The sequence below is a fragment of the Sphingobium rhizovicinum genome (genome assembly GCF_042647625.1).
GTDB classification, from domain to species: Bacteria; Pseudomonadota; Alphaproteobacteria; order Sphingomonadales; family Sphingomonadaceae; genus Sphingobium; species Sphingobium rhizovicinum.
This window is the reverse complement of record NZ_JBHRVU010000005.1, coordinates 584,916-597,682: the sequence shown is the minus strand read 5'-3', so window position 1 is coordinate 597,682 and position 12,767 is coordinate 584,916. Positions and strand designations below refer to the sequence as shown.

Genomic DNA, 12,767 nt, shown 5'->3' with positions numbered 1-12,767 from the left:
ACGAACAGGGTCGCCGACTGCTTGACAGGAGGATGCGTTGGACGAAATCTTCGCTGCATGAACAACGATGCGATGCCCGTGAAAGAAAAGGATCACTCGATCAGGGCGATCGCCCGCTGTATCGCGGTTTTGCAGGCGATCAATCGCGGCAGCGGCCTGACCCTGACGGAGATTGCCCATAGTGCGGCGATCCCGCATCCCACCGCCACGCGCATTATCAAGACGCTGATTGATGAAGGGCTGATCGAACAGGAACCGGCGCGCAAACGCTATCGCCCGACGGCTCTGGTGCAGACGCTGTCCTGCGGGTTCCAGAATCATGACCGGCTGGTCGTAACGGCCCGACCGCATATCATGCGCCTGACCCAGCAGTTCGACTGGCCGATCAGCCTGGCGACACGCGTCGGGCAGGCCATGGTTGTGCGCGATTCCACCAGCACCATTACATCGCTGACCTTCAATAATTATTACCCCGGCTGGCAGGTGCCCTTGCTGCCATCGGCATCGGGGCGCGCCTATTTCGCTTATGCGCCGGCGGATGAGCAGGCCGAATTGCTGAAGCAATATCGCACCAGCGGGCAGGGGATCGATTCGCTGACACTGCGCGATTTCGAAAGTGGGGACGCAGTGCGCAAGATTCGTGAACAGGGCTATGCGGCGGTCGCGCGCAACCATTATTCCGCCAATCCGGGCAAGACATCGTCCATCGCCGTCCCCTTGTTCGAAGGGGACAGGCTGGTCGGGTCGCTGGCGCTGATCTTCTTTTCCAGCGCCATGTCGATGACCGATGCGATTCAGCGCCTGTTGCCGCCGCTACGGGACACGGCGGCCGCCATCAGCCGCGACCTTATCCAGACGGCGGCGTGACCGCCTAATTTCTTCGCCAGGCGAACGGGCGATGCGTCGCCATTGTGACCCTGGCCCGCGCCATTAGTCCTGCCGTCATCGACTTGCGGCCCCCGGCGGCCGCGCGGCTGGCGGAGCAGATATGGCCAATCCCATTCTTCGTGAAAAATTGCAGGCGGGCGAGTTCATCGTCGCGCCGGGCATTCAGGATATGATCACGGCGGTCATCGCCAATGAAGTCGGCTTCGACGCCGTTTATGGCACGGGCTACTGGCTCACCGCGTCCGCCTATGGCCTGCCGGATGCCGGCATCGCGTCGGTCACGCAGATGACCGACCGTATGGCGACGCTGGTGCGATCGTCCACCGCGCCGGTGATTGCCGACGCCGATACTGGCTATGGCGGGCTGCTCAATGTCCATCATACGGTGCGCGCCTATGAAGAGGCGGGCGTGACCGCGATCCAGATCGAGGATCAGCAATTCCCCAAGAAATGCGGCCATACGCCCTTCAAGCGGATCGTGCCGCTGGAGGAGATGGTGGCGAAGATCAAGGTGGCGCGGGACGCACGGCAGGACGAGAGTTTCCTGATCATTGCCCGCACCGACGCGCGGCAGAGCGAAGGGCTGTCGGGCGTGATGCGCCGGATGGAAGCCTATGCGCAGGCAGGGGCGGACATATTGTTCCCCGAAGCGCTGGCGAGCGAGGAAGAGATGCGCATCCAGTGCGCGGCGATCGACCGGCCTTTCGTCGCGAACATGGCGACGGGCGGCGTCACCCCGATCCTGCCGGTCGACACGCTCAAGCAGATCGGCTTTTCGATGGCGATCTTCCCTGCGCTGGCCAGCTTGGCGTCGGCGGCTGCGGTCCATGCGGTGTTGAGCCAGTTGCGGCAGGCCGGGGACGGATCGGGCGGCGACATGCCGGTCTATGACTTCAAGCGCTTCTGCTCGCTGATCGGCTTCGAGGACGTCTGGGCCTTCGAACGCAAATGGGCCGACGCCGAAACCAACTGACCTTTTCATCGGAGAGAATGACCATGGCACGCTGGCTGAAACGCGGCGACAAGACCAACGAAAAACCCACCGTCCTGACGCAGGTGCGCGAAACGGTGGAGCGGGCGTTGGCGGATATTGCGGCGCGCGGCGATGATGCCGTGCGGGAGATGTCCGGCAAGTTCGACGGCTGGGCGCCGGAGAGCTTTTTGCTGTCGGATCGGGAGAAGCAGGACTGTCTGGACCAGCTATCCGCGCAGGATCTGAAGGACATCGAATTTGCGCAGACGCAGGTGCGCAACTTCGCCCGCATCCAGCGCGACAGCATGAAGGATGTCGAGGTGGAGACGCTGCCCGGCGTCGTGCTGGGCCATCGCAACGTGCCGGTCAATGCGGCGGGATGCTATGTGCCGGGGGGCAAATATCCGTTGCTGGCCTCCGCCCATATGTCGGTCATCACGGCGAAGGTCGCCGGCGTGCCCCGCGTCGTGACCTGCGCGCCGCCCTTTCAGGGCAAGCCTGCGCCCGCGATCGTGGCGGCGCAGGTGCTGGCCGGGGCCGATGAAATCTATGTGCTCGGCGGCATTCAGGCGGTCGGCGCGATGGCGCTGGGCACCGCGTCGATCGCGCCGGTCGACATGCTGGTGGGACCGGGCAACGCCTTCGTCGCGGAGGCGAAGCGCCAGCTCTATGGGAAGGTCGGCATCGACCTGTTCGCCGGACCCACCGAAACGCTGGTGATCGCGGACGAGATTGGCTGCGACGGCGAACTGGCGGCCACCGATCTGCTGGGGCAGGCCGAACATGGGCCGGACAGCCCGGCGATCCTGCTGACCACGTCGGAGGCGCTGGCGCGTGATACGATGCGTCAGATCGAACGGTTGCTGACCATATTGCCGACCGCCGCCCATGCCGGGCGCGCCTGGGCTGATTATGGCGAGGTCATCGTGGCGCAGGACGATGCGGAAATGGTGCGGATCGCTGACGAAATCGCGTCGGAGCATGTGCAGGTGATGACCGCCGACCCCGATTATTTCCTGAACAACATGACCAACTATGGCGCGCTGTTCCTGGGGGCGCGGACCAATGTCAGCTATGGCGACAAGGTGATCGGCACCAACCATACGCTGCCCACCGGCAAGGCGGCGCGCTATACCGGCGGGCTGTGGGTCGGCAAGTTCCTGAAGACCTGCACCTATCAGAAGGTGATGACCGATGCGGCGAGCGCGCTGGTGGGCGAATATTGTTCGCGCCTGTGCGGGCTGGAGGGTTTTGCCGGTCATGGCGAACAGGCCAATATCCGCGTGCGCCGCTATGGCGGGGTCGATGTGCCCTATGCCGGGACCGCCGCGCCATCGGCGTTGACGGCGGTCGATGCCTGATCCGCTGCCCCGCACGCCGGCCTTCCGGCTGGAGGGGCGACGCGCGCTGGTGACGGGCGCAGGCAAGGGGATCGGCCTTGCCTGCGCGGCGGCGTTGGCGCAGGCCGGGGCGCAGGTGGTGCTGGCGGCGCGCACGCTGGCGGATGTGGAAGTCGGGGCGGCGGCGATATGGGACATGGGCGGACGGGCGCAGGCGCTTCGGCTGGACGTTGCCAATACGGATGCGGCGCAGGCCGCGATCGCGGCTGAAGGGCCGTTCGACATCCTCGTCAACAATGCCGGCACCAACCGGCCGATGCCGATGAGCGCGGTTACGCCCGCCGATTATGAAGCGGTGATGGACCTGAATGTCCGCGCCGCCTTTTTCGTGGCGCAGGCGGTGGCGCGCGGGCTGATCGCCGCCGGGCGGCCGGGGTCGCTGATCCATATCGGATCGCAAATGGGGCATGTGGGCGGCGTCAACCGATCGCTCTACTGCGCCTCCAAATGGGCGATCGAAGGCATGTCCAAATCCTTTGCGCTGGATCTGGCCAGTCATGGCATAAGGTCGAACACGATCGCGCCGACCTTCATCGAAACACCGATGACCCGGCCCTTTTTCGAGGATGCAGCGTTCCGTGACAGCGTGCTGGCGCGGATCAAGCTCGGCCGGATCGGCCGGGTGGAGGATATTATGGGCGCGGTCGTCTTCCTGGCGTCGGAGGCTTCCGCGCTCGTCACCGGGACGAGCATCGTCGTCGATGGCGGATGGACGGCGGATTAGCCGGACCGGCGCTTAACTTCGCATATTTCCCGCCAAATGCGACATTTTCTGTCCAAAGCCTGATCCTATCGGAAAGTCGCGTTCCACCGCTGAGATGGTTCGTCTTGTCTCATGGCCGGGGCGAATAGGACAGGGGAGGGTTGATTGCGGAACGTCGGCTTTTCTCGGCCCTCTCCCGTCTTCACGGGAGAGGGTTGGGAGAGGGTCTTTCTTTTTTGCTGGCGGAAAGTAGCCGTCCAGAAAGGAAAAAAGACCCTCACCGACATCGACTAGGCAGCAAGCTGCCAAGTCTCCGTAGCCTCTCCCGTGAAGACGGGAGAGGGCAATACAGCGTCCGCTCCTGCTCGCTTCCAGACTGTCTGACGATGTTCACGCCACCTAAAGGATGCGCGGTACGTCGACCATCTCGGTGACGCTCTGCGCCGCCGCGCTCTCCCAGCCCAGCGCGTCGTCCCAGTCCTTGGCCACGAAGCGACGGCCGGTCCATGCAGCGGATTCGTCGGCGGCCAGCCACAGGGCGGGCGGTACGATGATGTCGGCGGGCAGTAGTCCGGCCAGCGTGCCTTCGCTGCCGCCGCCGCTATTCTTTCCCGCGCGGAAGCCGGGGACGGCGCGCTGGCCGATATTGTCGCCGGGGATCAGGGCCGTGTCGCTGGCGCCGCCGGGCAGCAGGCCGTTGACGGTGACGCCGCTGCCGGCCAGATCGCGCGCCCAGATCGCCGTGCTGGCCTCCAGCGCGGCCTTGCTGGCGCCATAGGGGCCACGCCCGCTGACAGTCATGGTCGGGCCGGATGTCAGCATGTTGATGATCCGGCCAAAGCCCTGCTGCACCATGGCCGGGGCCAGACGCTGTGCCATCAGGAAAGGCCCCACGATGTTGGTGACGATCAGCCGTTCATAGCCAGCGGCGTCCGCCTCCCAGAAAGGCGTGGGGGCGGCGCGATCGAACCGGGTCATCGCTTCGGCCGGACTGCGCGCGGCATTGTTGAACAATATGTCGATGCCGCCCAGTCGGCTCCGCGCCACGCTGGCGATGCGGGTGCAATCCGCCTCCAGCGCGACATCGGCCAGTTCCCCGATACAGCATCCCGGCGCGATCGCATTGGCGTCCGCCACGGTCTGGCCCAGTTCGTCGCCATTGCGTGCGGCGGTCAGCAGCAGCAGGGCGCCTTGCCGCGCGAAGGCCAGCGCCATTTCCCGGCCGAAGCCGCGCCCGCCACCGGTGATGAGGATGCGGCGACCCTGAAGGGAGGGATAAAGTGCCATCGGGTCAGATCCTGATGAAGGGATGGGCGGTGTCGTTGAGCGGTTCGCAGCCGTCCTGGGTAATGAGCCAGAGATCCTCCAGATGCACGGTCCCGCCCATGTCGGTCTGCATGATCGGGCAATCCACGCTGAGGATCATATCCTGTTCGATCAGATGGTCGGCCTTCACGAAATGGAGCGCATCGTCCGCATAGGCTTCGTCGGTGTGGAACAGGCCGACGCTGTGCGGTGAGGAGGGCGTGGCCATGTCGAAGCCGGCGGCGGCAATGGCGCCGCGCCCCGCCGCCATGACATCGGAATAGCGGATGCCCGGCCGCAGCGTGCGCGCCACCGCATCATTGGCGATCTGTGCCGCCTCCATCGCGTCCTTAAGCGCTTGTCCCGGTTCGCCCACGCAAACGGTGCGGCCATAATCGCCATGGTAGAAGCCATAATGGCTGACGGCATCGACCTGAAAGGCGCGGCCTTCGCGGATCAGGCCGTCGCGCTGGCGATAGGCGATATTGTCGACCGACAGGAACAGCGGCACGCCGCCGCGTCGGCCGGTTTCGGCGTGGAAGGCGAGGCGGAGTTCCTCATAGCTGTCGCCTTCGCGCATCGAGAGGACACTGGCGCGGGCGGCTTCCGCATTGTTGCGCGCAGCGTGGCGCATCAGCGCGATCTCATGGGCAGACTTGATCATCCGCACCCGGCGCAGCAGCGGTTCGGCGGCGCGCCAGACGAAATTGTCGCCCAGCAGGCTTTGGGGCAGCGGACCGTCGGCCGCGATCAGGCTGCCGGGCGCGATGGCGGCCAGCGCATCGCCCAGCGCGCTTCGCTGGCCAGAATAGGCCGGGGCGCGTTCCAGCAGGTCGAGGGTCGAGGCGCGAGTCGCCCGTTCGAACGGATCGGGCGCGCCGCCGGGGGCCGAACGGAAGAAACTGGGCGGGGCGGCTGCGCCCTCCGGCTCGCTGCCGGGCGCGGTATAGAGGAAGATGCGCAATGGACCGTCCGCATCGACGGCGTCCATGTCGAAGAAATAATGGATGAACTGCGATGTGATCAGGATGGCCGGGCTGTTGCGATCGACCGGCACCACCGCCAGCGCCGTCCCCAACTGGCCCATGGCGACGGTTTGCGGCCAGAAGCCGGTGGCGTGATAGATGTTGATCGGATCGGTCAGGACGAAGGCGCTGACGCCCGCCGCCGCCATGACGGTTTCGGCCCGATCGCGGTTCATCAGCGGTGTTGGCAGACTCATGGGTGCAGCCTCCTTGGCGCAACGACGGATCGTCGCTGCGATGGGGCAGGGCTAGGCAGGGTGCGGCGTGGCGCAAATGCGGGCAGGAGATTTCATCGCCTGGCGAAAAAAATGCAGGATTTGCCTGTCCCGCCCGAAGCCGAATCGGCACCCATGGTGCATGGCAATGGACGGCCGGCATGTCAGGATGAAGACAGCCGGCTGGCCTAGGCGGAATGATCGGCCCGCGCGATGGACGGCTTTTGCAGCCGGCGTCGTGAAAAGGGCGGGACGACGATAAAAATGCCCGGCACAAGCAGGGCAGAGACGGGGAAACGGGATCGCATAATGACCGATAATGTCGTGACGAGTCTGATCAATGGTTCGCCGGTGGCGAATGCGGGCGGTCACCTGATGCCGGTCATCAATCCCGCGACCGAGGAACTGGTGTGCCATCTGCGTGAGGCCGATGCGTAGGAAGTGGGCGATGCGGTCGCTGCGGCGCGCGGGGCCTTCCCGGCCTGGGCGGGGATGGGCACCGACCGGCGTAACGACATTCTCTACGCCATCTGCGACACGCTGACCGCCCATGCCGATGAACTGGCGGAGATGGAGGTGCGCACCACCGGCCTGCCGATCAGCGGCGTGCGTCCGCTGGCGCGCCGCGCCGCGCATAATTTCCGCGCCTTTGCTGAAGTGGCCAGCACCCTGTCAGGCGAAAGCTATTCGCAGGCCGAAAATTACATGACCTATGTGACGCGCGAGCCGAAGGGCGTTGGCGCGCTGATCGCGCCATGGAATGCGCCGCTGGCGCTGGGATCGATGCGGATTGCGACCTGCATCGCCTTTGGCAATACATGCGTGCTCAAGCCGTCCGAATATACGCCGCTGTCGATGTTCCGCATGGTCGAACTGATGCATGAGGCGGGCTTGCCCGACGGCGTCGTCAATCTGGTCAACGGCCGGGGGCATGTAAGCGGCGAGGCGATGGTGTCGCATCCCGACATCGACATGATCGGCTTTACCGGCGGATCGGAGACGGGCCGGCGCATCATGGCGACGGCGGGAGCCAATTTGAAGCCGGCTATCCTGGAACTGGGCGGCAAGTCGGCGGCGATCGTGTGCGCCGACGCCGATCTCGATCAGGCGCTCGATGGCGCCTTGCTGGGCATCTATTCCAACAATGGCCAGCAATGTCTGGCGGGATCGCGCATCCTGGTGCAGCGGTCGATCGCGGACCGGTTCATCGCCGATTTCGTCGCGCGGGCGAAGGCGATCCGCATCGGCGATCCGATGGCGGCGAGCACGCAGATCGGCCCGCTTGCCTTTGCCGCGCATCGCGACCGGGTGCTGTCCTTCGTGGACGTCGCGACGCAGGATGGGGCGGAATTGCTGACCGGCGGCGGCCGGCCGGATGGTTTCGACAAGGGCTTCTATATTGATCCGATTGCGGTGCTGGCGCCGTCCAATGCGGCGCGCATCTGTCAGGAGGAGGTGTTCGGTCCCTTCGCCACCTTCGTCATCTTCGACGAGGTGGAGGACGCCATCCGCATCGCCAATGACAGCGCCTTTGGTCTGGTCGCCTATGTGTGGACCGGCAGCGTGACGACGGCGATGCGGTGCAGCAAGGGCATTCGCGCGGGCACCATATGGATCAACACGCCGATGATGCGCGAATTGCGCGCGCCCTTTGGCGGGTTCCGGGAATCGGGCATCGGCCGTGACGGCGCCCGGTCCAGCGCCGATTTCTTCACCGAGATGAAGACCACAAGCATTCCGATCGAGCCGTTGAAGCTCAATCGGCTGGGTGTCTGAATCCAGGGTCAAAAGGCCCGGATTCCAATAGATAAAAAGGTTCGCAGGACAAATTCGAAAAGCTGTTGTTTTGGATGGGCAATCTGTTGCCCGGAAAGGGGTAGTCATGCGCAAATCATACAGGTTTGGACTTCTTGCCAGTTGCATCCTTCCATTCGCCGCGCACGCGCAGGAAGCGCCGCAGCCGCAGGATAGCGGCATCGGCAGCGACATCGTCGTCACCGCGGAGCGGCGGGAAGGAACGCTCCAGACCACCCCGATTTCGGTCAGCGCGCTTGGCGAAACGGCGCTCCAGCAATTGCAGATCAACCGCACCGCGGACCTGATGCGCGTCGTCCCAAGCCTGGTCGTGGCGTCCGGCACGGTGGACCCGACGACGCTGACCATCTTCATGCGCGGCGCGGGGCAGAATGGCGGCACCTGGCTGGGCTTTGAATCGGCGGTCGGCCTCTATGTGGACGACACCTATTTTTCGCGCCTGACCGGCGCCAATCTGGATCTGGCCGATCTGGAGCGGGTGGAGGTGCTGCGCGGACCGCAGGGCACGCTCTATGGCCGCAACACGCTGGTCGGCGCGATCAAATATGTCACCAAAAAGCCCAGCGACACTGCCTTTGGCGATTTTCTGGGCGAATATGGCAGCGACAATCTGGTGCGGGTGAAGGGCACCGTGTCGCAGCCGCTGTCCGATAACTGGGCGGCGCTGGTCACGGGCAATTATTTCCACCGCGACGGCTTCTTCAACGCAGAGGCGCTGGGCGACAAGAAATATGGCGACCGCGACGAATATGGCGGCCGGGCGGCGATCAAATATATCGGCGACGGGCCGTTCGGCGTCTATCTGACCGGGTTCTTCTCGCACTCTGAAAATGCCGGTACGATCGGCGTCGCGGTGAACCCGACGACGCTGCAAAATGCGCGGGACGACATCTATACCTATCTCAGCCCGACGCGCGGCTTCGGCAAGAATTTCACCTATGGCGGCGACCTGACGCTCAGCTGGAAGGGCGAGAATGTCGAACTGAAATCGATCACCGCCTATCTGCGCGGGCATCAGGAATTCGTGAACGACCTGACCGGCGGGCGGCCGGGCAATTCGGCTGAAAATGGCTATCTGATCGGGTTCAACGAACTGACGTCGGATTCCAAATATCGTACCTTTAGCCAGGAATTTCAGGCCATTGGCGATGCGATGGACGGCAAGCTCAGCTATATTGGCGGCCTCTATTATTTCCGCGAGTCCGGCTGGCAGATGCGGCAGGACTATGTCCTCTACACCTATGATACGCTGCCGCAGATGGTCTATCCCACGACCAAAAGCTATGCCGCCTATGGCCAGCTGACCTACAAGATTACCGATGCGATCGATCTGGTGGGCGGCCTGCGCTACACCAAGGAGGACAAGAATGTGTCCGGCGTGACGCAGGCGTCGCTGACCGACATACGGCTCGTGCCAGTGGGCGGTAAGCTCAAGGCCAAGGCGTGGACGCCCAAGGCCGGGATCAATGTCCGGGCCAGCGACGATGTGTTCCTCTATGCCAGCGCGTCGCGCGGCTTCCAGGGCGGCGGGTTCAACTATCTGGCGCTGGCAGCCCCACTGGCGTTCAACACCAGCTTCGATCCCGAAACGGTGTGGGCTTATGAAGTCGGTGCGAAACTGTCCTTCTGGGACAAGAAGGGCCATCTGAACCTCGCGGCCTATCGCAATGATTTCTCCGACATCCTGACCAGCATGACGGTGCCCACCGGGTCCAGCCTGACGCAGAATGCGGGCGAAGCGCGGGTGCAGGGCATCGAATGGGAAGCCAATATCCGCCCGATCCCGGAACTGACCCTGTTCGCATCGGGCGCCTATAGCCATGGCAAATATACCGCGATCAATCCCAATTCGGACCCGGCCAAGGCAGGGGCCAAATACATTCCCAACGTCGCCAAATGGCAATATGATGTGGGCTTCAACGCCAATATCCCGTCGGGCAGCATGGGTACGTTCCTGATCGGCGGCGATGTCAGCTATATCAGCCCGCGCTATCTGGGCGGCACCAACGCGCCGATGACGCTGCTGGACAAGCGTCATGTCGTGAACGCCTTTGTCGGCTGGCAGCCGGAAGGATCGCGGCTGGAAGTGAAGCTGTCGGCGGAGAATCTGCTGAAGGAAGAATATTATGTGTACGGCAACGTCATCGGCGGGGCCTATGCGATGCGATCGCCGGGCGATCCGCAGACATTCCGGCTTAGCGTGAAATATAGCTATTGATCGTTTCATCAGGGGAGCGGGGCAAGGGCCTCGCTCCCCTTTTTGCTTTGTTGTGCGGGAGATGCAGGTTGCACGCGCCATTGTCGCTGGGAGAAGGGCTTAGCCCGTGGCAGGAATTGCGGCGGGGGTGGAAGCCGCTGGTCGCGTGCAGCGTGGGCATTGGCCTGGGCCTGTCGCCGATCCCGCCCTTTACCGCCGGCATCTTCGCGACCGCGCTCAATGCGCAGTTCGGATGGCCGCGCGGCGAGATATTGGCCGCGATCATTCTGGTGACGATCGGGCTGGTGCTGCTGGGATCGAGCGTGGGGCGGCTGGTCGACCGGGTGGGCGCGCGGCGCGTGGCGATCGGGTCGACCATCTGCCTGGGCCTGTGCCTGATGGCGCTGGGTGCGGTTGGCCCCAATATCCTGAGTTTCTACGCGGTCTGGGCGGTGATGGCGGTGTTCGCGCTGGGGACGCTGCCCGTCACCTATGCCAAGGTCGTGACTGGCTGGTTCGACCGGGCGCGCGGGCTGGCGCTGGGGCTGGCGCTAGCCAGTACGGGCGTGACCGGGGCGCTCTATCCCTTTTACATCCATTTTCTGATGGACCGTTTTGGCTGGCGCATCGCCTATGTCGGCGTGGGCCTGTTGCCGCTGCTGATCGCCCTGCCGATCCTGCTGCTGTGGTTGCGGGAGCGCGCCGCGCCGGGCGAGGCCGCAACCGCCAAGGCGGCGGTAGCGACGGATGGGCTGACGGTGCGCGTTGCACTGCGCCGCTATCGTTTCTGGGCAAGCGCGCTGGCGGCGATGGCGCTGGGCGCGGGGACCGGCGGGCTGATGCCCAATCTGATGCCGATGCTGACCGAAAACGGGCTGAGCGGGGGGGACGCTGCGCGCGCGCTGGCGTTGCTGGCGGTCAGCGTCACCATCGGGCGGTTGCTGTCGGGCTTCATGCTGGACCGGATCTGGGCGCCGCTGGTGGCGGTGCTGCTGGTCGTGCCGGCGGCGATCGGCGTGCTGGTGCTGACTCTGCCGGGGCTGGGCCTGACGAGCGCGATGATCGCGGTGGGCATTATCGGGCTGGTGGCAGGGGCCGAGTTCGACCTGATCGCCTATATCACCGGCCGCTATTTCGGGCAGCGGCATTTCAGCGAACTCTACGGCATTCAATATGCCGTGTTCGGCCTGGGATCGGGCACCGCGCCGGCGCTGTACGGCACCATTCGCGACATGACGGGCAGCTATCTGCCCGCGCTGTTCCTGTCGGTCGGGCTGTTGCTGGGGGCGGTTTTGCTGCTGCTGACGCTGGGGCGTTATCCGGCGGGCGCTGCCGTCAGCGAATAAGTCCTGCGAGCGTCGCCGCCTTGTCAGCGACGCTCGAACCGCATTCGACCACCTGCCCGTTTGCCATGCCATCGGCATAGCTAAGCTGGTCGGCGATCGCGTCGGCATTGCCCTGCGCCGCCAGCAGAGATGTGGGCACGGTGACGGCGGCCAGCCGGGCGCGTCCGGGATAGGTGAAGGCGGCGCGATAGCTTTTATGATAGGTGCGCAGCGCCTTGAGCACCTCCACCGCCCGCATATGCAGTTCGTCCGCGTCGGGCACCGCGCGGCTCATGGTGCGATGGGCGGGATCGCGCAGGAAATAGGGGAAATGGGTCGCCTGATCGCGCACGAAGTTGAACGCCCAGAGCAGCTGATAGCCATAATCATGCGGGGCCATTTCCGGCGCATAGCGGTCGAGCAGCAGCGCCTGTAGCTCCGCATCAAATTCGCCCATCCCCTCCAGGATCAGCTGGCCGATCCGGTCGGGCGCCATCACCGCCATCTCGCACGCCATGCGCGCGCCGGTGAGTGCGCCGAACAAATGGAAGCGGGCGATCCCCAGCGCATCGAGCGCGCGCAGCGCGGCGTCGGCGAAATAGGCGATGTCCGGAGTCTCCGGAGCGGGCGCAGCGCTGTCGCCATTGCCCAGCGTGTCGAGCGCGATCAGCGGCGGTGCGCCCGCTGCGACCAGCGCCTCCATCAGCGGGACAAGCTGAATCGAGGAGCCGGGTGAGGGGTGGAGCAGCACCAGCGGCGGCCGGCCATCTTCTGATCCGGCGGTGCGCCGCAGATGCATCTGTCCTTCCGCGATACGCACGAAGCCGCGTTCGATTTCCATCCTGTCCGGTCCTTTTTCAGCCATGGTGGGATCATCGCCCCGACCAGCGCCGCGACAATGGGATGGCGGACTTTGTCCGT

General features: G+C 64.5%; 11 protein-coding genes. 8 read left to right on the top strand and 3 right to left on the bottom strand.

Annotated elements, in window-relative coordinates:
• Positions 1-72: 72 nt before the first annotated feature.
• From ACFOKF_RS21395 to ACFOKF_RS21380, 4 genes are all read left to right on the top strand, one after another.
• Positions 73-867, top strand: a complete 795-nt coding sequence (locus ACFOKF_RS21395; protein WP_380798577.1) for an IclR family transcriptional regulator domain-containing protein — start codon at positions 73-75, stop codon at positions 865-867.
• A 121-nt stretch (positions 868-988) separates the two neighbouring features.
• Positions 989-1,861: an isocitrate lyase/PEP mutase family protein gene (locus tag ACFOKF_RS21390; RefSeq protein ID WP_380798575.1), complete on the top strand. Its 873-nt coding sequence runs from the start codon at positions 989-991 to the stop codon at positions 1,859-1,861.
• Positions 1,862-1,884: 23 nt separating this feature from the next.
• A complete protein-coding gene (hisD, locus tag ACFOKF_RS21385) occupies positions 1,885-3,222 on the top strand; it encodes a histidinol dehydrogenase (RefSeq protein ID WP_380798574.1) in 1,338 nt (445 codons plus the stop codon).
• Entirely contained in the window at positions 3,215-3,985 is a 771-nt protein-coding gene (locus ACFOKF_RS21380; protein WP_380798573.1) for an SDR family NAD(P)-dependent oxidoreductase, read from the top strand. Before hisD ends, ACFOKF_RS21380 begins: the two co-directional genes overlap by 8 nt.
• Positions 3,986-4,363: 378 nt before the next feature.
• Here ACFOKF_RS21380 and ACFOKF_RS21375 read toward each other — a convergent pair whose 3' ends face one another.
• Entirely contained in the window at positions 4,364-5,251 is an 888-nt protein-coding gene (locus tag ACFOKF_RS21375) for an SDR family NAD(P)-dependent oxidoreductase (RefSeq protein ID WP_380798572.1), read from the bottom strand.
• Positions 5,252-5,255: 4 nt separating this feature from the next.
• Entirely contained in the window at positions 5,256-6,491 is a 1,236-nt protein-coding gene (locus tag ACFOKF_RS21370; RefSeq protein WP_380798570.1) for a M24 family metallopeptidase, read from the bottom strand.
• 327 nt (positions 6,492-6,818) lie between these two features.
• Between ACFOKF_RS21370 and ACFOKF_RS21365 the strand changes: the two genes are divergently transcribed.
• From ACFOKF_RS21365 to ACFOKF_RS21350, 4 genes are all read left to right on the top strand, one after another.
• Positions 6,819-6,947 carry a hypothetical protein gene (locus ACFOKF_RS21365; RefSeq protein ID WP_380798569.1) on the top strand — a complete coding sequence of 43 codons (129 nt, stop codon included), beginning with the start codon at positions 6,819-6,821 and terminating at the stop codon, positions 6,945-6,947.
• 3 nt (positions 6,948-6,950) lie between these two features.
• Entirely contained in the window at positions 6,951-8,285 is a 1,335-nt protein-coding gene (locus ACFOKF_RS21360) for an aldehyde dehydrogenase (protein ID WP_380798568.1), read from the top strand.
• Between the two features lie 106 nt (positions 8,286-8,391).
• Positions 8,392-10,542 carry a TonB-dependent receptor gene (locus ACFOKF_RS21355; RefSeq protein ID WP_380798567.1) on the top strand — a complete coding sequence of 717 codons (2,151 nt, stop codon included), beginning with the start codon at positions 8,392-8,394 and terminating at the stop codon, positions 10,540-10,542.
• Positions 10,543-10,610: 68 nt separating this feature from the next.
• Entirely contained in the window at positions 10,611-11,867 is a 1,257-nt protein-coding gene (locus tag ACFOKF_RS21350; protein WP_380798565.1) for an MFS transporter, read from the top strand.
• Here ACFOKF_RS21350 and ACFOKF_RS21345 read toward each other — a convergent pair.
• On the bottom strand, positions 11,857-12,687 hold the full coding sequence (locus tag ACFOKF_RS21345) for an alpha/beta fold hydrolase (RefSeq protein WP_380798563.1): 831 nt from the start codon (positions 12,685-12,687) through the stop codon (positions 11,857-11,859). The two genes, ACFOKF_RS21350 and ACFOKF_RS21345, sit on opposite strands and share 11 nt — an antisense overlap.
• Positions 12,688-12,767 lie beyond the last annotated feature (80 nt).